At 53.0% G+C, this 24,983-nt stretch carries 21 protein-coding genes and 1 pseudogene; 10 read left to right on the top strand and 12 right to left on the bottom strand.

The genetic code is table 11. The features are described 5' to 3' along the window. Positions 1-19: 19 nt before the first annotated feature. Positions 20-298 (top strand): GNAT family N-acetyltransferase, encoded by a 279-nt coding sequence (locus tag FHW71_RS17140; protein ID WP_353620999.1) that lies wholly within the window; start codon positions 20-22, stop codon positions 296-298. On the opposite strand, the gene FHW71_RS17135 is transcribed toward FHW71_RS17140, so the two are convergent. Both FHW71_RS17135 and FHW71_RS17130 read right to left on the bottom strand, forming a co-directional pair. Then, a complete protein-coding gene (locus FHW71_RS17135) occupies positions 280-600 on the bottom strand; it encodes an AzlD domain-containing protein (RefSeq protein WP_008109204.1) in 321 nt (106 codons plus the stop codon). The genes FHW71_RS17140 and FHW71_RS17135 overlap by 19 nt on opposite strands. Continuing rightward, a complete protein-coding gene (locus FHW71_RS17130; protein ID WP_179452440.1) occupies positions 590-1,264 on the bottom strand; it encodes an AzlC family ABC transporter permease in 675 nt (224 codons plus the stop codon). Before FHW71_RS17130 ends, FHW71_RS17135 begins: the two co-directional genes overlap by 11 nt. Positions 1,265-1,366: 102 nt before the next feature. Here FHW71_RS17130 and FHW71_RS17125 point away from each other — a divergent pair, with 102 nt between their 5' ends. Together FHW71_RS17125 and FHW71_RS17120 are read left to right on the top strand one after the other, a co-directional pair. Continuing rightward, positions 1,367-1,915 carry an XRE family transcriptional regulator gene (locus FHW71_RS17125; RefSeq protein ID WP_061719009.1) on the top strand — a complete coding sequence of 183 codons (549 nt, stop codon included), beginning with the start codon at positions 1,367-1,369 and terminating at the stop codon, positions 1,913-1,915. 141 nt (positions 1,916-2,056) lie between these two features. Continuing rightward, positions 2,057-2,578 (top strand): GNAT family N-acetyltransferase, encoded by a 522-nt coding sequence (locus FHW71_RS17120; protein WP_154156629.1) that lies wholly within the window; start codon positions 2,057-2,059, stop codon positions 2,576-2,578. Here the strand turns inward: FHW71_RS17120 and FHW71_RS17115 are convergent. The 4 genes from FHW71_RS17115 to FHW71_RS17100 are packed head-to-tail and all read right to left on the bottom strand — an operon-like array spanning position 2,575 to position 7,209. Further along, on the bottom strand, positions 2,575-3,978 hold the full coding sequence (locus tag FHW71_RS17115; protein ID WP_179452441.1) for an ATP-binding cassette domain-containing protein: 1,404 nt from the start codon (positions 3,976-3,978) through the stop codon (positions 2,575-2,577). The genes FHW71_RS17120 and FHW71_RS17115 overlap by 4 nt on opposite strands. Beyond that, positions 3,975-4,760 carry an ABC transporter permease gene (locus FHW71_RS17110; RefSeq protein ID WP_179452442.1) on the bottom strand — a complete coding sequence of 262 codons (786 nt, stop codon included), beginning with the start codon at positions 4,758-4,760 and terminating at the stop codon, positions 3,975-3,977. The genes FHW71_RS17115 and FHW71_RS17110 overlap by 4 nt, the downstream gene beginning before the upstream one ends. Continuing rightward, the gene (locus tag FHW71_RS17105) at positions 4,757-5,692 is read right to left on the bottom strand and encodes an ABC transporter permease (RefSeq protein ID WP_179452443.1); all 936 of its coding nucleotides are present in this window, start codon (positions 5,690-5,692) and stop codon (positions 4,757-4,759) included. Before FHW71_RS17105 ends, FHW71_RS17110 begins: the two co-directional genes overlap by 4 nt. Beyond that, positions 5,692-7,209 carry an ABC transporter substrate-binding protein gene (locus FHW71_RS17100; RefSeq protein ID WP_286176306.1) on the bottom strand — a complete coding sequence of 506 codons (1,518 nt, stop codon included), beginning with the start codon at positions 7,207-7,209 and terminating at the stop codon, positions 5,692-5,694. The genes FHW71_RS17105 and FHW71_RS17100 overlap by 1 nt, the downstream gene beginning before the upstream one ends. A 176-nt stretch (positions 7,210-7,385) precedes the next feature. Here FHW71_RS17100 and FHW71_RS17095 point away from each other — a divergent pair, with 176 nt between their 5' ends. Further along, positions 7,386-7,571, top strand: a complete 186-nt coding sequence (locus FHW71_RS17095; protein WP_008109189.1) for a tautomerase family protein — start codon at positions 7,386-7,388, stop codon at positions 7,569-7,571. Positions 7,572-7,679: 108 nt separating this feature from the next. On the opposite strand, the gene FHW71_RS17090 is transcribed toward FHW71_RS17095, so the two are convergent. Next, a complete protein-coding gene (locus FHW71_RS17090) occupies positions 7,680-8,786 on the bottom strand; it encodes a glycosyltransferase family 9 protein (protein WP_179452445.1) in 1,107 nt (368 codons plus the stop codon). Positions 8,787-8,927: 141 nt separating this feature from the next. Between FHW71_RS17090 and FHW71_RS17085 the strand changes: the two genes are divergently transcribed. Then, a complete protein-coding gene (locus FHW71_RS17085) occupies positions 8,928-9,668 on the top strand; it encodes a GntR family transcriptional regulator (protein ID WP_179452446.1) in 741 nt (246 codons plus the stop codon). Here the strand turns inward: FHW71_RS17085 and FHW71_RS17080 are convergent. The 4 genes and pseudogenes from FHW71_RS17080 to FHW71_RS17065 all read right to left on the bottom strand — a co-directional run bounded on the left by FHW71_RS17080 (position 9,655) and on the right by FHW71_RS17065 (position 14,496). Then, positions 9,655-10,635: a PfkB family carbohydrate kinase gene (locus tag FHW71_RS17080; RefSeq protein ID WP_179452447.1), complete on the bottom strand. Its 981-nt coding sequence runs from the start codon at positions 10,633-10,635 to the stop codon at positions 9,655-9,657. The two genes, FHW71_RS17085 and FHW71_RS17080, sit on opposite strands and share 14 nt — an antisense overlap. After that, positions 10,622-11,644 (bottom strand): ADP-ribosylglycohydrolase family protein, encoded by a 1,023-nt coding sequence (locus FHW71_RS17075; RefSeq protein WP_179452591.1) that lies wholly within the window; start codon positions 11,642-11,644, stop codon positions 10,622-10,624. The genes FHW71_RS17080 and FHW71_RS17075 overlap by 14 nt, the downstream gene beginning before the upstream one ends. A gap of 17 nt (positions 11,645-11,661) precedes the next feature. Continuing rightward, positions 11,662-12,937 (bottom strand): annotated as a pseudogene (locus tag FHW71_RS17070) (nucleoside permease). A gap of 182 nt (positions 12,938-13,119) precedes the next feature. Next, positions 13,120-14,496 (bottom strand): aldehyde dehydrogenase family protein, encoded by a 1,377-nt coding sequence (locus tag FHW71_RS17065; protein ID WP_179452449.1) that lies wholly within the window; start codon positions 14,494-14,496, stop codon positions 13,120-13,122. A 481-nt stretch (positions 14,497-14,977) separates the two neighbouring features. Here FHW71_RS17065 and FHW71_RS17060 point away from each other — a divergent pair, with 481 nt between their 5' ends. From FHW71_RS17060 to FHW71_RS17050, 3 genes are all read left to right on the top strand, one after another. Further along, positions 14,978-15,907, top strand: a complete 930-nt coding sequence (locus FHW71_RS17060; RefSeq protein ID WP_007886110.1) for a RepB family plasmid replication initiator protein — start codon at positions 14,978-14,980, stop codon at positions 15,905-15,907. Positions 15,908-17,521: 1,614 nt separating this feature from the next. Then, positions 17,522-18,721, top strand: coding sequence for an AAA family ATPase (locus FHW71_RS17055; protein WP_008109176.1), 1,200 nt, complete (start codon positions 17,522-17,524; stop codon positions 18,719-18,721). 7 nt (positions 18,722-18,728) lie between these two features. Next, positions 18,729-19,700, top strand: a complete 972-nt coding sequence (locus tag FHW71_RS17050) for a ParB family protein (RefSeq protein ID WP_008109175.1) — start codon at positions 18,729-18,731, stop codon at positions 19,698-19,700. Positions 19,701-20,149: 449 nt separating this feature from the next. Here FHW71_RS17050 and FHW71_RS17045 read toward each other — a convergent pair whose 3' ends face one another. After that, positions 20,150-22,081, bottom strand: coding sequence for a sigma-54-dependent Fis family transcriptional regulator (locus tag FHW71_RS17045; RefSeq protein ID WP_179452450.1), 1,932 nt, complete (start codon positions 22,079-22,081; stop codon positions 20,150-20,152). A gap of 274 nt (positions 22,082-22,355) precedes the next feature. Between FHW71_RS17045 and ssuD the strand changes: the two genes are divergently transcribed. After that, entirely contained in the window at positions 22,356-23,528 is a 1,173-nt protein-coding gene (gene ssuD / locus FHW71_RS17040; protein ID WP_179452451.1) for an FMNH2-dependent alkanesulfonate monooxygenase, read from the top strand. A 14-nt stretch (positions 23,529-23,542) separates the two neighbouring features. Next, on the top strand, positions 23,543-24,949 hold the full coding sequence (locus FHW71_RS17035; RefSeq protein ID WP_179452452.1) for an FAD/NAD(P)-binding protein: 1,407 nt from the start codon (positions 23,543-23,545) through the stop codon (positions 24,947-24,949). Positions 24,950-24,983 lie beyond the last annotated feature (34 nt).

The following is a 24,983-nucleotide window of genomic DNA, read 5'->3' as shown; positions in this document are numbered from 1 at the left end:
TGCTAGTAATCCGTGGAGTATCACAGTAACAAAACTCATCAGGAAGATAACGCCGATTCCGGCTACAAAAGGTTACGCCACCGAGTTTGCCCGCACGGTGATCGCTTATGGCTTCGATGAATGCCAGCTTCCGGTGATTGATGCGGCGGTGCGCCCGGATCATTTCGCGTCACAGCGGGTGTTAGAGAAAGCGGGACTGCGCTGTTACGACCAGTTTCACGATGTTCCAGGCGCACCCGCCAGTTTATTATATGAATTACGCGCGCAAACCTGGCGCGATCAGGGCACGCCGAAGTAGCGTAGCAACGCGGTCATTAGCGCCGCACCGATAATTACCAGAATCAACGGTGTGCGCCGCCAGGCCAAAAACACCGCAAACAGCACGCCGGCGATACGCGCCACACCAGCAAAATGCGTGCCTTCAAACAGTGCGGTAGTTACAGCTACCGCCAGCAGCAAAACGGTGGCGGCATCAGACAGCATGTTGCGTGCGCGATCCGACATCTGCATACGGCTGCCCAGACGATAACCGGCGAAACGGATCGCATAAGTGCCCACCGCCAGCAGCGCTATACCGCCAATGATCAGGTTATTTTGCATTTTTACGCTCCCGCCAGCTCAGTAATCCCAGCAATGAAAACAGCACCGGCATGCCCGCTGGCACAAATGGCGTTGCCAGCACTGACAGCGCGGTGCCGAGCGTAGCGGGGATCAGCGTGCGACGCTGACGCAGCGCCGGGAAAATCAGGGCAATCAGGATCGCCGGGAACACCGCATCTAAACCAATGGCCGAGACATCGGGAATAAAGCGGCCGATCAACGCACCGCCAATCACCGACAGCGGCCAAATAGTGAAAATGCCCAAACCACAAATCCAGTACGCGGCACGACGCTGCGCCAGTTTTGGTTGGGAAATACCAAACACAACGCTTTCATCGTTCATGATGTGGCATCCCAGCAGGCTGCGGCTGCCTTTACCCACAAGATCTTTTACCGCGATACCAAACGGCAGATGACGCGCGTTGACCAGTAAACCGGCCGCCGCTGCGGTCAGCGGACTGCCGCCGCCCGCCACAATGCCGATAAACAGGAATTCCGACGCGCCTGCCAGCACTAGCGTTGAGAGCGCAATTGGCACCCACAGCGGAAACCCTTCGGCCGCCGCTAGCGAACCGTAAGAAAGCCCGACAATACCGTCGGCCAGACAAACCAGGAATATGGCTTTTATTACTCCGCGATCAAGCGGCACTGCACCCAGACGCATCACAATTTGATCTCATATCGAACAGGAAAGCCGTTATAATGAACGCGCCAGAATCGTTTTACAAGACGAACAAATCGTTCGATATAAAGAACAGGAGAGGGTTTGACCACGCCAATTGATATTATTGCTGTCGGATTACTGCGCGAACGCCAGCGCGCGGGGCTTTCACTGACAGAAGTGGCGCGTCGCGCCGGGATCGCCAAATCCACGCTGTCGCAGCTCGAAGCGGGTAACGGTAATCCCAGTCTTGAAACGTTGTGGGCGCTGTGTGTGGCGTTGAATATTCCTTTCGCGCGTTTGATGGAGCCGGAAGTGAAGCGTTTGCAGGTAATTCGTCGTGGCGAAGGCATGATCGTCTCAGCGGAGATGGCGGATTATCAGGCGGCCTTGCTAGCAAGTTGCCCGCCCGGCGGACGCCGCGATCTCTATCTGGTCACCAGCCAACCTGGCGCACCGCGCGACTCAAAACCGCATCCGCCGGGCTCGGTGGAACATGTGATCATCGCCCGTGGACGTGCGCTGGTGGGACCGCGCGATGCGCCGGTCGAGCTGCATCCAGGCGACTATATTTGCTATCCCGCCGACGAACCGCATGTTTTCGAGGCTTTAGAGGCGGATACTATGGCGGTGCAATTATCGGAGCAGAATTGAGCGTGAGTTAGGCCAGGTCGCCATGAATGGCGACCCTACGACACAGAAGGTTAGCCATCAGAATTTCCTATTGTTAAATCCGATGATTCGCGTGCGGCGCAGTGGCATGCTGTGGTTTTCTCCGCTAAGAATCAGGAACATATGGACATTATTCCCGCCCGACCTCATCACGCCGCTGCCATTCAGAAAATCTACGCATGGCATGTGCTGCACGGCACCGCGACTTTTGAAACCGAACCGCCTTCGACGAGCGAAATGCAGAATCGCGTGCAGGATGTGCAGCAGCGCGGCGGTTTTTGGCTGGTGGCGCAGGAGGATGATCAGGTGCTGGGCTACTGCTATCTGGCGCCGTATCGCCCGCGTTATGCCTATCGCTTTACGCTGGAGGATTCGATTTACCTCGATCAGCAGCAAACCGGCAGAGGCATTGGTCGCGCGCTGTTGCAAAAAGCCATTGCGCTAGCGGAAGCGGCAGGATTTCGCCAAATCATCGCGATTATTGGCGATAGCGAGAATGCAGGATCGCTGGGATTACACCGGGCGCTCGGTTTTGAGCACACCGGTGTCATGAAGTCGGTGGGATTTAAACATGGCCGCTGGCTCGATACCGTGGTGATGCAGCGTTCACTTGGTCACGGCGATAGCCAGCCGCCAGAGCGTTAAGCGACGTCCTCCATCGCGATCACTCGATGCGTGCCCTTTTCCAGCAGATCGCGATCGTGGCTCACCAGCAACACCGCGCACTGTTGCTCGCGCGCCAGCGAGGTGATGAGCTGGATGGTTTGCTGCTGCACCAGCGGATCAAGACGCGATGTGGGTTCATCGGCAAACAGAAATACCGGATCCAGCAGCATCACGCGTAACAGCGAGAAGCGCTGCAGCTCGCCGCCCGACAGCGAATCGGGTCGACGTGTTAACAGTTCCGGTGCCAGCGCCAGTTGTTCCATCAGCGCATCCCGCCGCGTGGAGGCAATGCGATGTCGGCGCAACACATCGTCGAGGCTTTGCGCCAGTGTGCGGGTCGGCGGAAACAGCGCTGACGGATCCTGATAAATCTTCTGGTATTTCAGCGCATCGACCGCCGCATGGCGCGTAACCTTGCCTTGCTGCGGCGTTAACAGACCGAGCAACACATCTCCAAAGCTACTTTTGCCGCTGCCGCTGGCACCGTGTAATCCAACGATTTCGCCGGCGTGCAGCGTGAAGTTTTGCGGAACGCCGAGCGGTTTACCGCCGCGCTGCAAGCGGATGCCCTCAGCAATCACCACCGCTTTGCTGCCAATAATGGTTTGTTGCCGTGCAGGCCAGGCGGCGGGATCGGCGGCAAGTAATTCACGCGTGTAACGCTGCTGCGGCGCATGTAGCACCTGTTCCGCCCTGCCCTGCTCGATCACCTTGCCTTTATGCATCACGATAACCTCACCGCCCAACTGACGGGCCAGCGCGATGTCGTGGGTGATGGTGAGCAGTGTGCCGCCGTCGGCCACTTCGCGGCGCAGCAAAGCCGCAACCTCATCGCGACGTGCCACATCCAGCCCTTTGGTTGGCTCATCGGCAATCAGTATCTCCGCGCCGCCTGCACGTGCGGCGGCAAACGCGGCACGTTGCGCCATCCCGCCGGAGAGTTGCCACGGAAAACGCGGCGCCGCGTCCTGTAAACCAAGCTGCTGTAAATCGCGACGCGCGGCGATTGCGCTGGCGGCTTTCGTCTGTCCGCGTACAAAGCGATAGCCTTCTGCAACCTGCTGCTGCACTGACATGGTGGGATCCAGCGACAGCCACGGCTCCTGCGGCAGCGACGCTAACGTGCGGCCCCATAATTCGCGCAACAATCCGGCATCCTGCGGCAGTATAAAACGTTGTTCGTTGATGATCAGCGTACCGCTGGCCTGCAAATCGCCGGGCAAAATACCCATGATCGCTTGCGCCAGCAGGCTTTTACCCGAACCGGTTTCACCCAGCAAGGTCAGCGGTTGGCCGGGCTGCAAGGTGAAATCAACCGCTTCCACCAGCGTGGCGCTGGCGGTTGTGACGCTAATGCCGATAACCTGCAATCCTTTCATTTAGTCTCCTTTTTCATCAACAGATTCAGGCTGATCAGCAGCAGAAACAGTGCGATTACCGGCTGCATTAACAACCATGGCGCTTCCCAGGCGAACGGCAACAGTTCGGTCATCATCAACCCCAGTTCTGGTGTGGGCGGACGAACGCCGACGCTGATAAAGCCAAGCGCCGATACCGCCATGATGGCGCTGCTGAAAGAGAACAGTGTCAACGTGGTTAATACCGGCGCTAACGCGGGCCACAGGTGACGACGAAAACGGTAGAACGCCGTGAAACCAAGCAGCTTTGAGGCCTGAATGCCGGGCGCACGCACAATTGGGCGCAGCGTTGCACGCGTGACGCGAAAGAATTCCACCCACAGCACCAGCGAAATCCCCAGCCACAACATGCCGGGAGAATCCGGCGCAATCGCCGCTAGCAGCAGCACCAACAGCAATCCCGGCAGCGCCAGACACATGTCGCCGAGCATGCTGAGCAGGCGATCCAACCAACCGCCATACAGCGCGCTGAATACGCCAGCCAGCACCCCCGCGAGCAGCGCGCTCATCACGCATAATGCAGCGAGGCCAAGCGAAAGGCGCAATGCTGCACTGAGGCGCGGCAGCATGTCGCGACCCAAATGATCAAATCCGAGAAGATTGCCGCCGCTCGGCGCGTGCAGCATCTGCAGCAGATCCTGTTCCAGCGGATCGCCGTGATGAATCAGAGGCAGCAGAAAGGCGAAGCCAAGCAGCACGCACAACAACAGCAGGCCAATAAGACGCGAAAATGAAATTGTCATGCTCGTGCTCCTCGGGGATCAAGCAGATGACAACCCGCATCCACCAGCATATTCAGCAGCACGAACAGCAGTCCGAGCGTCATGGCGCTGGCCTGGATCACCGGCACATCGCGGGCAAAGATGGCATGCACCAGCGCGTGACCAATGCCGGGCCAGGCAAACAGCGTTTCCACCACCACCACACCTTCCACCAGCCAGACAAACTGCATACCGAACCAGGTCAACACCGGCGATGCCAGATTTCGCAAGCCGTGACGACGCATTAGCTTTGCAGGCACTAATCCCTTCTGCGCGCCCCAGCGGTAATAGCCTGACATAACCACCTGATAAGTGGCTTCACGCACTACGCGCACGCCCACTGCGGTTAAAGGCAATGCCAGCGTTAACGATGGCAACAGAAAATGACGCAGCTCGCCGTGCCCGGCGCTGGGCAGCCAATCGAGCTGCAGCGCCAGTAAGACAATTAGCAGCATGCCAAGCGCAAAATGCGGCACCGATTTCAGCAGCGCGCTCAGCCATAACAACGCGCGGTCAAGTTTGCCATTGGCGTGACATCCCGCCCAAATGCCAAGCGGCAAGGTGAAGAGAATCGTCAGTAGCAGTGATGTTCCTGCCAGCGCCAGCGTTTGACTCAGCTGCCAGCGCAGTTCATCCATCACCGGTTCGCCGGAAACCAGTGAACGACCAAAGTTGAACTGCAGCAGATCAAATAGCCAGTGCAGCAACGCGCTGCCCTGCTGCAACGAGCCGCTCAGTTCCTGCTGTACCAGCGCCACCGCGTTGGCATCCACCCTATCGTAGCCATAACGACCGCTGGCAATGCGCCACGCCATATCGCCGGGCAAGGCCTGCACCAAAAACCAGGTGAGTAAACCGACCGCCAGCACCACGAAAGCCGCCTGTGCTAAGCGCCAGCCTAAAAGCTTGATCATCATTGCTCCCACTGCATCTGGCGCAGACCAAAGTGACGCTCGAACGGATCGAGCGTGACGTTTTTCAACTTGCTGTTGATCGCGGCAGATTGCTGATACCAGGCAATCGGAAGCACCGGCAAATCCTGCTGTAAGGAGGCGGTGATAAGGTTACGCGCCTGCGCACGTTCGGCCGCATCGTTGGATTGCGTTAAGGTGTGCAACGCTGCGCTGAAACCGGCTGGATGCCAGTTCATCGCGCCCCAGTCGCCGCCCTTTTCCGCATAATCCTGCAGTAACGTGCCGGTTGGGTCAGGCGTGAGCGCAAAATTACGAGAAAACAGCGCCAGTTGCAGTCGATTGCTGTGATGCTGCGCTGGAATTTCGCTGGCGTTGGTGGAGTTGATCTTCACCTCAATACCGACTTTACGCAGCTGCTGCTGGATAACCATCGCCATCAGCGGCAGTTCGGGACGATCGGGGAACGTCAGCAGCGTTACACTGAAGCGCTGGCCGTTGCGCGTTAACACGCCGTCCGCGCCTAATTTCCAGCCCGCCGCTTGCAGCTGTTGTGCCGCCAGTTGCGGATTGAACTGTAGCGGTTGCAGTGCGCTGTTGTGCCATTCGCCCATATTCGGCGGGAATAACTGACTGGCCGCGCCCGGATAACGTAGCACCGCCATCGCCAGCGCATTACGGTCAATCGCCATGCTGATGGCAGCACGCACCGGCTGTTCAGCTAACAGCGGATCGCCCGCATTGAGTTTTAACATTAGCGTACGCGGCACCGGAATAGCGGGCAGTTGCAGCGACGGCTTGCGCGCTAAACGCTGACGGCTGGCGGCATCCAGATTGAATACGTAATCCGCGTCGCCGCTTTCCGCCAGCAAGGCGCGGGTTTCGGCGCGTCCGGAAGAGAGATAGCTAGCGGCCGCAATTGCCGGCTTTTCGCCCCAGTAATCGTCAAACCGTTTAACCGCCAAAGATTGCGGCGGCTGGAACGACGTCAGCATAAACGGCCCGCTACCGATGATGCGGGTAATGTTGCCCTGCGCATCCCAACTGGCCAATGCCAGAATCTGGGAACGGCTTTCTGCTAACACCGAAAGTAGCGGCGTAAAAGGTTCGCGCAAGGTGATCGTGACGCGTTGCCCTTCCCCGCTGATAGCGGTGATCGGCGTTTTATCCAGCAAGCCCGCTTTACTGCGCGCGGTGTTAAGTGACTTCACCACCGCAGCCGCATCCAGTGGCGATCCATCATGGAAACGCACGTTGGGACGTAGCTGCAATTGCCATTGCAAACCATCATTAGAAACCTGCCAACTCTGCGCCAGCGCCGGAATGGGCTCGGCGCGTTCGTTCACTTCTACCAGCGTTTCCACTACATCCATACGCAACAGAATGTCGCCGGAGAGCGTTGGGTCGGTACCTTTGATTTCAAACGGCGCCGCAATGCGCACTGGTTTACCCTGATGTTCTGCCGCCATTGAGGCGTAAGAAGCCAGGCCTAACGCCGAAGCGATAAGCAAATTTTTCATTGATTTCATTATGATTTCCGACTGAAACCGCTACATATTAAAAGAGTTAATTACGTTATAACATAACAATACACATTTCAACACAGATTGCCGGTGAAGATGGGTGATTGACGCTGCACGCAGAGCTTTGGCTGCGGTATGCTGAAAACGAACGTTTACTTTAAGGAGCAGCAGAGATGCCAGAAATTGTTGTGTATGCGGCGGAAGGTCGCACGATTGAGCAGAAGAAGAAGTTGTTGAGAGCCGTGACCGCAGCGGTGGCCGATTCGTTTGAGATCGACGCTAATTCAGTGACGGTTTCCATCATCGAAACGCCAAAACATCACAAGTCAAAAGGCGGCGTGCCGTTTGATGAGCGTTAGAATAACGCTAAGTTAGGCGTTACGTTGAAAAGGAATAACAGGCATAGAGCGGAAAGCATTACTGAAAAAATTTGCGAATTTATAATGTTTACTCTATGCCTGATCCCTCTAATTTAGATTGAACTTATCAATAGCGTTTAAAACGTTATCGACCAGTGATACATCTTCCCCAACAACAAAAGTCGACGTGAATATTTGATGACCATTTTTGTAACCTGGCGACCATAATTTATTGTTATCAGGGATATCACGATAAATACCAATTAGCGGTTTGTCATACAAAGCTGCAACATGGACGACAGCCGTATCAGGTGATATAACCAGGTCGGATAAGTTTATCGCTGCCATAGCATGATATAGCGATGGCACATGATATACCTTTGCTCCAATGAAGAAGTCTTTCACGAAAGCTTTTTTATAATCCAGAACGACAATGTCTACATTTTTATTCTTTAATAGAATGCCACTAATTATTTCTTTAGTTTGTTGTGGTGTTAAATTTCTATCATCGTGACTTGCATACATATTGATGACGACTTTTTTATTATCTCCTATAAAAAAATCGATTGCTTTAACTTCGTCTGAAATGGATTGCTTATAATATACCTCATACCTTTGATTCAAAGCATCAGGGAAGCCAAGGTAATTCATAATCGCAGCATAAATCTCTTTAACATGAGATTCATAGTGATTAAATGCAATGTTGACGTCGTAATGCGATAGCCACTTTTGTTTATTGAAACCTAATGAAATTTTAGGTGAGATAGCTTGTATCATCTTCGGCATGTATAAGCCTGTATCCCAGATACCCGTATCAATCATCAAATCATAATTGTTGTTTTTCAATGTGATTATTAGATCATCGGGAATCGCATGGTTATACATATCCCGAGGATCCATTTCATCAGTTAGATAAAGATTTCTGATAAAAGGATTACCTGAGAAGATCATTTCATTTGCTTTTATCGCTAAAACATCAATGTTTATCCCAGCTTCATGCATCGCGCGTAATATGCATGTTGATACTATAGCATCACCAATCTTACCTTCGTTCCTGATCATCAGCGCTGTGCGAACTTTAGATGGTGCAATCTTTTCTGTTGGCATTCGACGCCATTTTTTTGTCGCTTTATATAAAGCAATTTTATACTTCATCTTTTTCTTTAAATAATTTCTTTTTCTATTTAATTCTCTAATTTTTTTTATAAATTTCATGTCAATAATTGGTCCGGGAATTTCAAGTATTGTACTATTTGTTAACTTTAAGATAAAGAGCCCAAAAATGGTTCGCTACCGCTAAAAAGTCAGTATCATAACGCTTTCATCCGCTTACCGGATTATGTGAACCCGACCACTATGACCGACCAAACTGCACTTTTTTCGCGGCTGACTTCTACCCTTGCCGATGACAGCCGCACGCCGCTGTACAAACGCTTTGCCACTGCAATTAAAGATGCGGTGCGCGATGGCGTGTTAGTGCATGAAGAGATCCTGCCGAGTGAGCGTGATTTCAGCCAGTCGCTGAGCATTTCGCGCATCACCGTGCGTAAAGCCATGGATGCGCTGGAAAAAGAGGGCGTGGTATTGCGTTCTCGTGGCTACGGCACGCAGATCTGCAGCCAGTTTGAGTATTCGCTTAAAGAACCGAAAGGCTTGTCGCAACAAGCGGTATTGCGCGGTAAAAAACCTGACACCGTGTGGATTAACAAAAGCAAAATCCATTGCGACGCAGAAATCGCCGAAAAGCTGGGATTGAGTAAAGGCAGCGAGGTGTATTTGCTGAAGCGTATTCGTTATGTCGATCAGCAAGCGGTGTCGGTGGAGGAATCCTGGGTGCCGGCGCGCTATATCGCCGATGCGGATGAGATTGGGATTTCACTGTACGACTATTTCCACCAGCAACAAATTCTGCCGGTGACGTCACAAAGCAGAGTGAGTGCTCGCATGCCTGATGAGGCGCTCCAGCAGCAGATCGCCCTACCCGACAACGTGCCTGTTTTGGTGATCAAGCAGCTGGCGTTAGATGCGCAGGGCAATCCGCTGGAGTACAGCATTAGCTACTGTCGTAGCGATATGTATGTGTTTATTGCGGAATAAGGCGCTGCTGCCAATAAGCCGTTAATGTGGCGCGATCCGGCGCGCAATCGCCGCCCCGTTGTGACACCACATAAGACGCCACCGCATTGCCCAGCGCAACGCTTTCACCCAGCGACCAACCCGACGCCAATCCCGCCAATAATCCTCCCGCGTGGCTGTCGCCTGCTCCGATGGTATCGACCACCGTTGTTGGCAGCGCCGGTATCCAACCTTGCGTATTCGCGTCCACGAAGCCGGCACCTTCGCTATCGAGTCGCACCACCATTGCGCCACCAAAACGCTGCTGCCAGCGCGTCATTAACAGTTGCGCATTAAAGGGTTCTTTTTGATTCAAACGCTCATGCCACAACAGTTCGGCTTCCTGTCTGTTCACTGTAATCAGTGGATGGCACGCCATTATGCGTTCGAACTGCGCATCACCGATATCCGCCAGACGCGGACCGAAATCCACCAGCATCTGATACGGCTGGCTTTGCTGTTCCAGCCAGTCGATCAGCACATCACCGCTTTTACTGGTGAGCTGATAGCCGGAAAGGTAGATCCAGCGATTAGCCAGTTGCGGCAGCGTGTCGAGCAGCGCCGCATCCCACTGATTTTCCACGCCGCTTACTGACAGAAAAGTGCGCTCGCCATCCGGTTCAACTAAGGCTAAACACCAGCCGTTATCGCCTTTCGCGGTTTCCAGCACGCTGTGAATGCCATATTCCGTCAGCTTCTGCCGCACAATGCTCGCCCATGTGCCGTTGCCAAGCGGCAGCGCGTTGATGGACGGGATGCCAAGGCGGTGCAGCGCAATCGCTACATTCAACGCGCAGCCGCCCACGTTGACACCCTGCTGGTGGAGCTCAATATCGCTGCCACGATGTGGTAACGAGTAAGCATCGGCAATCACATCAACCACCGCCGCGCCTATCACGCATACCGGCAGACGGCCTTCAAGTCTCTTCAGATCATCAGGCGTCAGCATAAGCGGCCTCGCGCTGCTGGCGGAAGCGCAGGAATGCGGCGCTGTAGCGGGTGAAATCAAGCGCATTTACCGCATCAAGCTCGGCTTTCAGGGCAACATCAATGCTGTCGATGCCGTGCAGCGCGCCGCAAATGGCTACCGCCATCGCGCCGATGGTATCGGTATCGCCGCCGAGGTTAGCGCAAAGGATCGCGCAGCGATTCGGATCGGTCTCGGCTAATTCAACCATCGCAATCGCCGCCGGTACCGATTCAATGGTGCTGGTGCCGGTGCCGACCAAATCGTAAATCTGCTGCATGGTGGATTCCACGCCCCTGCCCTGCGCGACAACGTTCATCGCCAGTTCAAGGCGTGCCGCCATTGATGCGCTAAAGGTGGTGACACGCTTTTCCTGCGCCGCGCGTGCAATCGCAGGCAGTTCAACGCGGATCGCAGCCCAGCTGGCTCCATCAATAGCGCGCGAAACCGCCCACGCAATTACTGTTGCGCCGGAAACCGCGACATCCGATTTATGCGTCGGGCTTGATGCCAGCGCGACGGCATCAATGAAAGCGGATAAGTCGCGTGCTGGCAGCAGACAACCGAGCGGTGACACACGCATCGCGGCACCGTTGGTCATGCCGTTATTTTCCAGCTGTGACACCGGCGTGCCGGCTTTCATCGCGTTGAGCGCGATTTTTGAAGTCGGTCCGAGCACATTCTTGTTGAAGGCATCAAACGACTCAGCCCAGCGCAAGATATTCGCGCCAATGGTTTCCGCGTTGATCTCGCCATCATGAGAGACGATCGCATCAGCCAATGCCAGCGCCATGGAAGTGTCATCGGTAAACGCCGCCCGGCCAAAGTAGCATGCGGCATTGTTTTCAGCCGGACCGGGCAGGAAGCGATCGATCCAGCCAAAGTGCTGCTTCACGCGCGTTCTTGGCCACAATTCCGATGGCATGCCCATCGCATCGCCCAGCGCCTGGCCGTAAAACGCGCCTAAAATCCGTTTTTCTTGCGTTGTCATCGTCATGGTGAAATCCCTTATTTATGGCTGTCAGCGGTTGCTGAATTATCGAAAGCGGTGAGTTCATCGCTGCGTTTTTTTGCCGTCACGGAACAGGACGATAAAGGCGATGGTGATCATTACGATCATCACGCTGCCAAACATCCACATTCCGGCCCAGTTGAAAGTCTGCCCGTTGCGGGGTTGGTCGTAGGCGAACATTTCCTGCATCAGGTAGCCACCAAGGCGGTAACCGAGCAGGCTGCCGATGCCCTGACAGGCCAGTGTGATCAGCCCTTGCGCGGCATTACGCATCGCCACTGGCGCTTTCTTATCAACGTAGATGTAAGCGGTGATGAAGTAGAAATCGTAGCTGACGCCATGCAGCAGAATGCCCATGAACAGCAAGCCATACGTCAGCATGTTTTGATCGCCGCCGAACACGAAGAACACGTAGCGCAACGCGGCAGTGGTTAATCCCAGCAGCAGCACTTTGCCGATGCCAAAGCGTTTAATGAAGAACGGCAGCGCCAGCAGGAAGAAGATTTCCGAAACCTGGCCAAGTGTCATCCAGCCGGTGGCATGCGGCAAGCCGACTTCCGTCAGGTAGCCTTCGGCAAAGATGTAATAAAACGCCAGCGGCATGCTGAACAGGAAGGAGCAGACGAAGAATACGAGGAAGCTGCGATCCTTTAGCAGATGCAGCGCATCCAGGCCAAGCGCGACGCGCAGGCTGAATTTACCGGTGCTTTTCGGCTCGGTCGCGGGTAACGTCAGGGCAAAAATGCCGAGTAATAGCGAGCTTGCCGCTGTGATCAATAACGGTACGTTGCTGGCAGAAATATCGCCATAGCCCAGCAGCGGCGGCAGGAAACCACAAACGATGCCGGACGCGATCCAGCCAAGTGTGCCCATGACGCGAATGCGCGGGTAATCACGCTCCACATCCGCGACGTGTGAAAACGCGATGCTATTGGTTAAGGCGATGGTTGGCATGTAAGTGAGCGCATACAGCAACAACAGCGGGAAGAAGCCGCCGAAGTGGGTTTGCTGGGCTGCGAAGAACATCAGAATGGATCCGACGATGGTGAGCAGCGACAACACTTTTTGCGCCTGGAAGAAGCGATCGGCCAGCGATCCGACAAGGATCGGCGACAGGATGGCGGCTATTGAAGTACAGGCGTAGCACCAGGCGATCTCAACCGGCGAGAAGCCGTTTTTGCTGAGAAATGCCCAGAGCGGTACAAACCATGCGCCCCAGATAAACCACTCAAGAAACATCATGAACGACAGTTTTGGGATTATTGTTTTCATTTAAAAGGACTCCCCGGTGTAGGTGGGGCCAATCTAACACCAGTAATAATACCTTTATAATACCATTGGTGGATTTTTTGAACTCGTCCACAACATTTTAACCGATGTGCAACGGTTTGAGGCGGGAGGTAACTGGATGCGGGAGATGTGGATGAGGGCGCGCCTAACGCGCCCGGTAATAATTAGCGGCGGTTTTTCCATACCGTCTGAATGTTGCAGAATTCGTGGACACCAAAGCTCGACAACTCACGACCATAGCCGCTCTTCTTAACGCCACCAATCGCGACACGCGGATCGGACGCGCCATTGCCGTTGATAAACACCGCGCCGGTTTCCAGTTTCTCCGCCAGTTCGTTGGCCAGTGCTTCATTGCCGCTCCACACTGTTGCACTGAGGCCGAATTCGCTGTCGTTAGCCAGCTCAAGGGCGTGTTGTGCATCACGAGCGACGGTGATTGCAGCAACTGGACCAAAGATTTCCTGCTGGAAAGCGGTCATGGCTGGTGTGACATCAGCGAGGATCGTTGGGGCGTAATAGTTGCCTGGGCCGTCGATCTTATGGCCGCCTAATACCAGACGTGCGCCTTCCTTGATGGTCTGCTGCACCTGATTATCCAGCTCATCACGCAGATCGTAACGTGCCATTGGGCCGATGTAAGTTTCTTCTGCCAAAGGATCGCCGATCTTCAATGCCTGCACCGCTGCGCTGAAACGCGCCTCAAACGCTTCTGCGACGCTTTCTTCAATGATGAAGCGCTTGGCTGCCATGCAGACCTGTCCGGTGTTCTGGTAGCGTCCTGTGACCGCTGAGGCCACTGCAGCATCAAGGTCTGCATCTGCCAGCACAATGAAAGGATCCGCGCCGCCCAGTTCCAGCACAGTTTTTTTCAATACAGCACCAGCTTGCGCTGCAATTGCACCGCCTGCACGCACGCTGCCGGTTACCGCTACAGCGGCAATACGCGGATCTTTGATTGCTGCCGAAACGCCATCGTTATCGACGTTGATCACGGTAAAGCCGCCTTTAGGCAGGTCTGTAGCATCAAACAGTGACGACATCAGGTTGGCGGATCCCATTACGCTTGGTGCATGTTTCAGTACATAGGTATTACCCGCCAGCAACATGCTGACTGCGCCGCGCAGAACCTGCCAGTAAGGGAAGTTCCATGGCATCACTGCAAGGATCACGCCGAGCGGTCGAAATGACTGCCACGCTTGCTGGTTTTCTACCAGCGTGGGTTTGTCGGCAAGGATCGCTGGGCCGTGTTCTGCATACCAGTCGCAGAGATTTGCGCATTTCAGTACTTCAGCACGTGCCTGAGCGATAGGCTTGCCCATTTCCAGCGTAGCCATAGTAGCCAGCTCATCCTGACGTTGGCGAATCTGTTCAGCCAGTTGACGCAGCACTTTGACCCGTTGCGGCATTGCCGTATAGCGCCACTCTGCGAAGGCATCAGAACTTTGCTGCAATGCGGCTTCCAGCTCAGTTGCGCTCTGTAGTGGATAGGTCGCGAGAATTTCGCCAGTAGTAGGGTTACGGGAAATAACGTTGTCAGTCATGAAAGATGTCCTCGTCATAAGTGATGTGATGTTCAATGGTGCTCACCTTACGCCGGGCAGAGGTTTCTTAAAAATGAATAATAATGAGGAAGTTGTTCATTTATGGAGAATTAGAAGGATCCTGGTCGCACAGAACTGATGATTTGGTGGGATCGAATAGGATGTTATCGCGATGCGGTTGTTTTAAACGTTTTGCGTGTCCAAAGCCGCTTCAGTCCTGGCGTTATTAAGTTATACAGTGAATAGATCTTAAAGAAAGATCATATAGAGATCTTAAAGAGATCCTAAGAGATCCCCGATCGTCGCAGGCCGCACCCCGCAAGGGCTTAGAAGGTGATCGCGTTCACTATAATGAGTAAAGTGTTCACTGGAGTCAGTAGTTTATTCACTATAGAGAGTAGAATGTTCACTATAAACAGTGTTAATGTTCACTGTAATCAGAAAACGACCCTTTTCATCCACAGAATGAAGATCTCAGGCTATGGCAGATAAAGAGAGTGAAAACAAGGCGTTACTCGAGCCTTTTCTGTCGGTGACAAAAAACAGCGGTGAAGTTATTCAACTCCACCCCAATAAAAATAACACCGTACAACCGGTCGCTTTAATGCGCCTGGGTCTGTTTGTTCCTACATTGAAATCCACCGCGCGCGGTAAATCAGGCGCGATGGCATCGACCGATGCTACGAAAGAGCTGAAGAACCTTTCTTTAGTAAAATCGGAAGGTTATGAAAAGATTACCATCACCGGCGCAAGGCTGGATATGGATAATGATTTCAAAACCTGGGCCGGTATTATTCAGTCTTTCTCGCGTTATCCCTCAAAGGGCGACACCGTGACGCTGCCGTTTATCGATTTCGTTAAGATGTGCGGGATCCCTTCGGCAAACTCCTCGGCCGCGTTGCGTAAGCGTTTAGATGCCTCTCTGCGACGCATTGCCACCAATACGTTGTCCTTTGAAGGTAATGGCAAAGCCTATCACACTCACCTTGTGCAATCGGCGTATTACGATCGTGAAAAGGATCTGGTGCGCATTCAGGCCGATCCTAAGTTGTTCGAGCTCTATAATTTCGACCACAAAGTGTTACTGCAGCTGCGGGCCATTTCTCGTTTGAAGCGTAAAGAATCAGCTCAGGCGTTGTATACCTATCTCGAAAGTTTGCCGACCAATCCGGCGCCAATTTCTCTGGCGCGTTTGCGTATGCGTTTAAACCTGGGCTCGAAAACCACCACGCAAAATCACGTGGTTCGACGTGCGATGGAGCAGCTTAAAGAGATCGGCTATCTCGACTATTCGGAAGTGAAACGTGGCCGCTCAGTGTTCTTCATCATCCACAGCAGGACGCCAAAACTCGATGGCATCAGCAACCTCGAAAGTATCGATTCGCTGGAAGATATCGAATTCGAAGAGTGATTTTACCCGTTCACTGTAGTCAGCAAATCCCCTCAAGCCGTGTCACTTTTTGAGCAAAAGTGACACATGCTCTTCTCATAGCATTCACTGTAATCAGACACCCTCAAGCCATTCACTGTAATCAGTAACGTTCACTATAATCAGAAACCTTCTGGCATTAGTATATCTTCTACTGCATCTTGCATGTCATTTTGTCCATTTTAAGCAATCCATCATGATAGTGAGTACTTACAAGGGCGGTTAAGTTGAACAAAAACGCCCTTTTCACTGCGATCCTACTGATCACAGTGAACGTTAGGTTTTTCGTTCTTTTTTACTGATTACAGTGAATGCTAATAGCAGAACGTGTGCTGACTACAGTGAATGATTGAGGTTAAGTTAATGATTTACATGCATTAATAAAGAAGTAGCGCAATGGATTCACTGTAATCAGCGGTTTAACTGTTAATACAGCCAGTAAAAGTGACAGGGTTGGTTACAGTGCTGATTATAGTGAACGCTTGGCCTCCTGTTCTCATTACAGTGAACGGTAGCGAGGAGCATTTGAATTGCCGCTCATATGTCGACTTAAGAGCACGTCACGCTGTCACTGATTACAGTGAACGCTGTCACCACTTCCCCTGCCCCACCGGTTTTGCAGCATGACAATCAATAGCGCAACGCGTCGCTTTTACTGAATACAGTGAACGTTGAGTGACCATGGTTTTGCTGATTACAGTGAACATCAGCATCACTCAGCTGTCATCAAGAAAGCCATTTAACGTGATGCATGTACTGATTACAGTGAATGTCGGAGGGGGCGTTCCGTTGATTTCGGTGAATCGCTTATGGCGATTTCAGCTACATCCATTTGACGGCAAAGTTCGGTTTACTGATTACAGTGAACGCTCGTATCAAAGTACTAAACAAGCTTTGCTGATTACAGTGAACGTTCTTCACCGGGTCATAACTTTTACTGATTACAGTGAATGTTCTGTCGAACTGGCCGATTTGACTTACTGATTACAGTGAACGTTTAATCGAAGCGCGATGAGCATCTACTGACTACAGTGAATCTTTGTCTATGATGAGCACAAGGCTTTCACTGATTACAGTGAATGTTAGGCGTTGAGAAAGAAAAGTCATCAAGTTTTACTGATTACAGTGAACATCCCAACAATGTGAACTTCGTCGTTGCTCGCTTGCCTGCTCCTTTCGTCCACATAGGCTCTACTGATTACAGTGAATCTTTGCCTGCCACTTGCTGATTACAGTGAACCTTTTACTGATTGCAGTGAACATTTGCCCTCTTCGGCTTGCTGACTACAGTGAACGTTCCAGCAATTTCAGCCACAACCACCCTTTTCCTTTCTCTATTTAAAAGCCTACCAAGGAGAAGCCAGCTACTGATTACAGTGAATCTTTGCCCCAATGAGCAAGAATACGGCGGTTCAATATTGTACGAATAATCATGAGGGCTAAATAACGATCACTGATTAAAGTGAATCTTTGCGTTAAACCGCTCTTAATCAAGGTGTTTCCATATAACTGATTCTTCCTGTGCAGAAGAGATATATTTGCCTCGTGTGCTGGATTTATGTATAAAGTCATAAATCCTACATGTGTGGAGCAAGTATGGCTAACGATGAGAAGCAAGTTCTGAAGGTTGCACAACGTTCAGAAAGAATGCTGATGAGCCTGACAGAACAGATTCAGGCGCAGAAAGAAGAGTTGCGGGAAAACACGTTCTATCAGGTTTACGCTAAAGCGGCGTTAGCCAAACTGCCTAAATTGACGCGTGCGAGCGTGGATTACGCTGTAAATGAGATGGAAGAGAACGGTTATCCGTTCGATAAGCGTGCAGCTGGCAGCTCAACCAAATATGCGATGTCGATTCAGAACATCATTGATATCTATCATCATCGCGGCGTGCCTAAATATCGCGATCGCCATCATGAAGCCTTCAGCATCTTTGTCGGCAACCTTAAAGGCGGCGTGTCGAAAACGGTCTCTACCGTTTCGCTGGCACACGCATTGCGCGCCCATCCGCATCTGCTGTTTGAAGATTTGCGTATTCTGGTCATCGATCTGGACCCGCAATCCTCTGCCACCATGTTCCTGAACCACCAACGTTCAGTAGGATTAGTGGAAGCTACCGCTGCGCAGGCGATGCTGCAGAATGTCAGCCGTGAAGAGTTGCTCAACGAATTTATCGTTTCATCGATTATCCCGGGCGTAGATGTGCTGCCGGCGTCAATTGACGACGCCTTTATTGCCTCGCGCTGGGAAGAGCTGTGTGCGGCTCACCTGCCCGATCAAAACATCCACGCGGTGCTGTATGACAATGTGGTGGCCAAGCTGAAGAAAGATTACGACTTTATCTTTATCGATAGCGGCCCGCATCTTGATGCCTTCCTGAAGAACGCCATTGCCGCTTCGGACTTGCTGATGACACCGGTACCTCCCGCGCAGGTGGATTTCCACTCCACGTTGAAGTACTTAACGCGTTTACCAGAGCTGATTGGCATCATTGAAGAATCAGGTGCAGCCTGCCGTTTGCAGGGCAACATTGGCTTTATGTCTAAACTGTCGAATAAAGCAGACCACAAGCTGTGTCACAGCCTGGCGAAAGAGATTTTTGGTGGCGATATGCTCGATGCTGCCTTACCACGCCTGGATGGCTTTGAGCGCTGCGGAGAGTCGTTTGACACGGTTATCTCGGCCAATCCATCAACCTATGTGGGCAGCACCGAAGCCTTAAAGAATGCGCGTTCAGCGGCGGAAGATTTCGCGAAAGCCGTATTTGACCGTATTGAATTCATTCGCCTGAACTGAGGTTACTATGAGCGCAAAAAGAATCACCATTGGCCGAACCTTCAGCCAGACACCATTGCAGACTGAGGAAAGCGCCGATGGCCATTCTCAGACCTTTATCCTGGCGACGGGCAAACGCGCCCTGTTCACGCTGGAACACATCCCTGCGAAAGAAATCGAAGAGAAAACTTTCGTTAAGATGGAAACCAATGGCCGCGATCAGTCCGGCCTGACACCAGAATCGCTGCGCGACATCATTCGTACTATTAAATTGCAGCAATTTTTCCCGGCGATTGGCGTAAAGCGTGACGACCGCATTGAGATTCTCGATGGTTCACGCCGTCGTGCTGCGGCTCTTCACTGCAAAACCGGGCTGGATGTGCTGGTCACTGAAGTGGCTATCTCTGCGGAAGAAGCGCGTCGTTTAGCGCAGGATATTCAGACCGCGCGCGAGCACAACCTGCGTGAAGTGGGCATGCGTTTGCTGGCACTTAAAGATGGCGGATTATCGCAAAAGGAAATTGCGCAAAGCGAAGGACTTTCTCAGGCCAAAGTAACGCGTGCATTGCAAGCCGCAAGCGTGCCGCTTGAGCTGGTGACGCTGTTCCCGAATCATTCTGAGCTGACTTATCCAGACTATAAATCGCTGCTGCAAGCTTACGAGAAGCTGCAGGAAACCGGACAAACGGTTGATGCACTGATCGATACCATCGGCATGGATGTTGATACCGTATGCGCACGCGATGGTTTAGCGGAAGATGAAGTGAAGAACGGCATTCTGCGTTTAGTGCGTAACGGCAGCCAGACGCTGATTCAGTCACCGGCGAAAGACAAAACCGTTGCGACGCCTTTATGGAGCTTCGCCGATAAAGATCGTTTTGCGCGTAAGAAAACGCGCGGACGCATGTTCAGCTACGAGTTTAATCGCCAGTCAAAAGAGTTGCAGGAAGAGCTGGATAGAGTGATTAACGAGACGCTCAACAAGTATCTAAATCAGTAAGCGTAATGCCGCCTTCGGGCGGTTTTTTTATGCCCTTCTCAATGTCTCGCCAGCGCAATTTCAGCGCTAACTGTATGAAATATTGATTGTCGCTGCGGAAATTTCAGGCTGAAATCGCCATCATTTCAACCAGCAGCTAAAAGGCATCCGGTTCTAACTCACCAATACCGATAAACTAACTGCAGCCAATTTAACCAGCTGCCCGCTAAACCGGCAATCGCCAGTGAAGGCATAAAAGCCGAGCAGCAACCGAATGAAATTTCATCCATTCGCCCAAGCGATTTCATCTCTATTACCATGAAAAATATAGCTTTTTAAATAAAATTTCAGGCTGAAATCGCCAAATAAGATTGTAATTTCAGCCATCAACTCAAGACCCTAAGCGAGATTAGCCAGATGATATTCAACGATTTATCCACAGAAAGCGTGGATAACTTTCAAGACTAACCTCACTCAATCAACGCCAGCGCTGATGAAAATTGCCAGACTGCATCGCGTACCCGCACCGGTTTATTAATCAGTCCCAACGCATAAAAGCGATCGGCGATTGTTTGTTGCTCTTTAATCACCTCGAAGGCCATCGCACGCGTTTTGTGGCTGCGGCGAGTCAGTGCGCGTTCTACTGACGCAACTTCCAATCCTAGCTCCTGAGCCAGTAACATTGACGCTTCGTGTCGATGGCTATCAATGAATAAGCCAGTTTGTTGCAAACTTTCCACCAGCTGTCTGAGGATGTCATCGTGTTGTTCAACGTAATCTCGTCGCGCCAGATAGAACTGATGATTGCGTACGCGCCCTTCACCATTAACCAAAACCCGCAACTCGGGATTGCTCTCAGCGGCGCTGAGCAACGGATCCCACATCATCCAGGCATCAACCGAGAGATAATCACTGGCGGTCAGCGGATACTTAGGCGGCGTATACACCACCTTGAGTTCATTTAGACCAATGCCCGCTTCCTCCAGTAACTGCAGCAGTAGCCAGTGAACGTTCGAGCCTTTATTAACCGATATGCGCTTACCGCGCAGATCGCTGATGGTGCGAATATCACTGTCATGCGGCACCACAATGCCAACGCTGCTCGGTGCTGGTGGCTCCCACGCGATATAAGTCACCGCATTGCCGCTTGCCTGGGCAAAGATTGGCGGCACTTCGCCGGTAGTACCAAAGTCGATTTCGTTGTTTTGCAGTGCATACAGCAGCTGTGGCCCAGCAGGAAACTCACTCCATAACACGCTAATGCCTTGCTGAGCGAAGCAGTGTTCGAGGCTTTGACGAGCTTTCAACACGCCGAGATTGCCGAACTTCTGATAGCCAATACGTAACTCACGCTCTTGAGTTCCATGCGCACTGAACGAGGATGGAGTAACAAGCACTTTTCGGCGTCCTTTAATCATTCCCTGATTTGCCAGATGTGTGCGTAAGGTGTGGCGGCTTATACCCAATAGCGCGGCGGCTTGGGTTTGATTCTGATCTGTCATCGATAGCGCATTGCTAATCAGGCTGCTGATAACGCGATCAAACAGCTGTAACGGCTGGCTGGTCAGCTGCTGCTGAAGAAAACTATCGAGCGTTGAATCGTTTGACTCGCTAAAACCATGTTCACTGTAACCAGCAAGTCGCAGCTGTGCGGGCGTCAGCGTCTCTTCGCGGCTCAACAACACGGCGTTGTGGAGCGTGTTTTCCAGTTCACGGATATTGCCCGGCCAGCTGTATTCACGCAGCGCCTCAAGCGCGTCAGGAGACAGACGACGTGCGGGGCGGCCTAAGCGTCGTGCGTAGAGAGCGAGGAAGTGTTGCGCCAGCAGAGGAATGTCTTCACGACGCTGACGCAGCGGCGGCAATGGAACAACCGCAATATTCAACCGATAAAACAGATCTTCGCGGAAGCGTCGTTCGCGAATCGCCTGCGCCAAATCCACATGCGTAGCTGCGATAACCCGCACATCCACCTTGATCGCTTTACGCGATCCCACTCGCGTAATCTCGCGCTCCTGCAACACACGCAACAATTTAACCTGCAGTGAAGGGCTGAGCTCACCAATCTCATCCAGCAGCAAGGTGCCGCCTTGCGCGGATTCAAACCAGCCGGGATGAGACTGCGTCGCGCCGGTAAAAGCCCCTTTCTCATGGCCAAACAACTCGGCTTCAGCCAGGCTTTCCGTTAGTGCGCCGCAGTTAACTGCCAGAAAAGGGCCGTGACGCCGCTGGCTGTGATGATGCAGATAGCGCGCCACCACTTCTTTCCCTGTGCCTGTTTCGCCGACAATCAGCACGGTAGCATCCGTAGGGGCGAATTTATCCAGCAGCGATTGAAACGCCAGAGAGGCGGGATCGACTAAGCTCGGAGAATCGGTGTGATTGTTAAAGGTGGTTAGCATGGCATTGAGTCCGGTAACGAGCATATCGCTACGCTAAATGCTCACGCTGACTATTAACACCATGTAAAAAGCATAAGCAGTTGCATATGCAGCAATAGCTGTTGCGTCAGAGTTGCAATTGCAACTCGATATGCCCTAATCAACAACGTTAACCCTCTGAAATACGGCACTTCACGCTAATCAACAACCTGGCACGCTTTCTGCTAACAGCTATATAACCAAATAAGCAGTTCAAAATGATCATTTTTTAATAAAGTTATATAGGAAAAGCATAATGGCCGATTCCGCGAACGATAAAATTAATGTCTTCTGGTTTTTACCGACACACGGTGATGGACGCTACCTCGGCACCACTGAAGGCGGACGCCCGGTGGATTTACCCTACTTACAGCAAGTGGCACTTGCAGCCGACAATCTTGGCTTCTACGGCGTATTAATTCCCACTGGCAAAAGCTGCGAAGATTCCTGGCTGGTTGCCTCGGCGTTAGCGCCTATCACCAAACGTCTGCGCTATTTAGTGGCGGTGCGCCCTGGCCTGCAGCCGCCAACGCTGGCAGCACGCATGGCGACCACGCTTGATCGTCTGTCCGAAGGACGCTTATTGATTAACGTGGTGACCGGTGGCGATCCCGTTGAGAACAAAGGCGACGGCATTTTCCTCAACCACAGTGAACGTTATGAAGTCACCAAAGAGTTTCTCGATGTTTACAGCCGCCTGATGCGCGGTGAGAAAGTGGATTACGAAGGCAAACATATCCACGTCGAAGGTGCGGAAGTGCTGTTCCCGCCGGTGCAGGAGAATGGTCCGCCGCTCTATTTTGGTGGTTCATCAGAGGCGGCGATTGATGTGGCTGCGGAACAGATCGATACCTATCTCACCTGGGGCGAGCCGCCAGCGCAGGTTGCCGAGAAGCTGGAAGTGGTGCGCGCGCGTGCGCAACAGCGCGGACGTAAACTGGAATACGGCATTCGTTTGCACGTGATTGTGCGCGAGACCGAAGAAGAAGCCAAAGCGGCGGCAGATAAGTTGATTGGTCATCTTGATGAAGAGACTATTGCGCAGGCGCAGAAAATCTTTGCGCGTATGGATTCCGCTGGTCAGGCGCGGATGAGCGCCTTGCACCAAGGTTCGCGCGACAATCTTTATATCTCGCCGAATCTGTGGGCTGGCGTTGGTCTGGTACGCGGTGGAGCGGGCACAGCGCTGGTCGGCAGCCCTGAGCAAGTGGCTGAACGTATCCGTGAATATCAGGCGTTGGGCGTCACCAATTTTATTCTGTCGGGTTATCCGCATCTGGAAGAAGCGCATCGCGTGGCCGAATTGTTGTTGCCGCTGCTCCCGCTGGCGAATGCGCAACAGCAGCGTGAACGCACCATCAATACCGGCCCGTTTGGTGAAACCATTGGTGGCGATAAGCGTCCTTCAAAACAGACGAGCGCCAGCTAATGCAGGAGAAGGCAATGGCAACGACACAGGTAATCATTGTTGGCGGTGGCTTTAGTGGCACAGCGCTGGCGATTCATCTCGCACGAACCTCATCGAGCAGATTACTGATTACAGTGGTCGAACCGCGCGCCAGCCTCGGCGGCGGCGTTGCCTATTCCACACAGGAGCCCGCGCATCGCATCAACGTGCCCGCTTCGCGCATGCAGTTAAACGGTGAAGAGCAGGGCGCGTTTGATCGCTGGTATCGCCAACAGCCGGAATGTTCACTGGATTCAGTAGCGCACTGCGATGACGGAGCGGTTTATCCGCAGCGCAGCCTGTTCGGACGCTATCTGGCAGAACAGTTTGCGGCAGCGGCTCAGGCGCATCCACACGTCACGTTGCGCCATGTGCAGGCTAGCGCCGTGGCCTGGGAAGGCAAGCAGCTGTTACTCAGCAACGGCGAAACGTTGCAGGGTGATGTGCTGGCGTTAGCGATCAGTCATCCGCCGCCTTCGCTGCCGCGTGCGCTGCAACCGTTCTCGGCGCATCCGGCGTTGATTGCTAATCCGTGGCAACACGGCGTACTGGACGCCATCGATCCAGAATCCTCAGTGGCGATTATCGGTACCGGCTTGAGTATGGCGGATGTGGTGGCTTCGCTGGGCACCAGACAGCATCGTGGCCCGTTAATCGCCTTCTCGCGCCGTGGGCAGCTCTCACGCGATAACCTAAGCGGTGAGTGGCCTGAATGGACGTTAGCCCCGCAGGATGCGTCCAGTGCGCGCCTGTGGCTGCGACATATCCGCGCTGAGGTCGCGCGTGCCGCTGAACAGGATTTGCCGTGGCAGCGCGTGCTCGATCAGGTGCGTGTGCAAGGTCAGGATATCTGGCAGTCGCTGCCGCTGCGCGAACAGCAGCGCTTTGTCCGTCATTTGCGCTCGTGGTGGGACGTGCATCGCTATCGTATAGCGCCGCAGGTATCAGCGGTGATCGGTGCACGTCGCCAACAGGGCAGTTTGAAGGTGCTGGCCGCGCGCCTTAGCGACATCTCTAAACTCGGCAATCAGCTGCAAATCACGCTACGCACGCGCGATGGTGCCAGCGAAACCCATCGCCTCGATCATCTGATTGTCACCACCGGTCCAGGCCATGAAGCCTTAACCGCCAGCCAGCCACTGCTGCAATCGCTCAGTCGGCAAGGTTTGATTCGTGCTGACCAGCTCGGTTTTGGTATTGATGTCGACAGCCAGTCGCGCACGCTCAATCTCAGCGGCCAACCCAACGCACGACTGTTTGTTGTCGGTCCCGCTGCGCGTGCGCGCTTCGGTGAACTGATGGGATTGCCGCAGGTTGCCGATCACGCCGCCGCCGTGGCGCAGCATATTTTACAAGAACTGCAAATCGCTCATGCCGAGCGATGTCCCCCTTCAGCGCTTTAATCTCTCAACATCCTAAAAATTAACTGACGAACGC

Origin of the sequence: Enterobacter sp. Sphag1F, assembly GCF_014193275.1 — a bacterium.
In the GTDB taxonomy this organism is placed as follows: domain Bacteria; phylum Pseudomonadota; class Gammaproteobacteria; order Enterobacterales; family Enterobacteriaceae; genus Pantoea; species Pantoea symbiotica.
Note: the sequence above shows the minus strand (reverse complement) of the source record. Positions and strands in the feature narration are given on the sequence as shown.

Coding starts and splice junctions, on each gene's coding strand:
- FHW71_RS17135 (WP_008109204.1), bottom strand. CDS start 600: ATGCAAAATAACCTGATCATTGGCGGTATAGCGCTGCTGGCGGTGGGC.
- FHW71_RS17130 (WP_179452440.1), bottom strand. CDS start 1,264: ATGCGTCTGGGTGCAGTGCCGCTTGATCGCGGAGTAATAAAAGCCATA.
- FHW71_RS17120 (WP_154156629.1), top strand. CDS start 2,057: ATGGACATTATTCCCGCCCGACCTCATCACGCCGCTGCCATTCAGAAA.
- FHW71_RS17115 (WP_179452441.1), bottom strand. CDS start 3,978: ATGAAAGGATTGCAGGTTATCGGCATTAGCGTCACAACCGCCAGCGCC.
- FHW71_RS17110 (WP_179452442.1), bottom strand. CDS start 4,760: ATGACAATTTCATTTTCGCGTCTTATTGGCCTGCTGTTGTTGTGCGTG.
- FHW71_RS17105 (WP_179452443.1), bottom strand. CDS start 5,692: ATGATCAAGCTTTTAGGCTGGCGCTTAGCACAGGCGGCTTTCGTGGTG.
- FHW71_RS17100 (WP_286176306.1), bottom strand. CDS start 7,209: ATGAAAAATTTGCTTATCGCTTCGGCGTTAGGCCTGGCTTCTTACGCC.
- FHW71_RS17095 (WP_008109189.1), top strand. CDS start 7,386: ATGCCAGAAATTGTTGTGTATGCGGCGGAAGGTCGCACGATTGAGCAG.
- FHW71_RS17090 (WP_179452445.1), bottom strand. CDS start 8,786: ATGAAATTTATAAAAAAAATTAGAGAATTAAATAGAAAAAGAAATTAT.
- FHW71_RS17085 (WP_179452446.1), top strand. CDS start 8,928: ATGACCGACCAAACTGCACTTTTTTCGCGGCTGACTTCTACCCTTGCC.
- FHW71_RS17080 (WP_179452447.1), bottom strand. CDS start 10,635: ATGCTGACGCCTGATGATCTGAAGAGACTTGAAGGCCGTCTGCCGGTA.
- FHW71_RS17075 (WP_179452591.1), bottom strand. CDS start 11,644: ATGACAACGCAAGAAAAACGGATTTTAGGCGCGTTTTACGGCCAGGCG.
- FHW71_RS17065 (WP_179452449.1), bottom strand. CDS start 14,496: ATGACTGACAACGTTATTTCCCGTAACCCTACTACTGGCGAAATTCTC.
- FHW71_RS17060 (WP_007886110.1), top strand. CDS start 14,978: ATGGCAGATAAAGAGAGTGAAAACAAGGCGTTACTCGAGCCTTTTCTG.
- FHW71_RS17055 (WP_008109176.1), top strand. CDS start 17,522: ATGGCTAACGATGAGAAGCAAGTTCTGAAGGTTGCACAACGTTCAGAA.
- FHW71_RS17050 (WP_008109175.1), top strand. CDS start 18,729: ATGAGCGCAAAAAGAATCACCATTGGCCGAACCTTCAGCCAGACACCA.
- FHW71_RS17045 (WP_179452450.1), bottom strand. CDS start 22,081: ATGCTAACCACCTTTAACAATCACACCGATTCTCCGAGCTTAGTCGAT.
- ssuD (WP_179452451.1), top strand. CDS start 22,356: ATGGCCGATTCCGCGAACGATAAAATTAATGTCTTCTGGTTTTTACCG.
- FHW71_RS17035 (WP_179452452.1), top strand. CDS start 23,543: ATGGCAACGACACAGGTAATCATTGTTGGCGGTGGCTTTAGTGGCACA.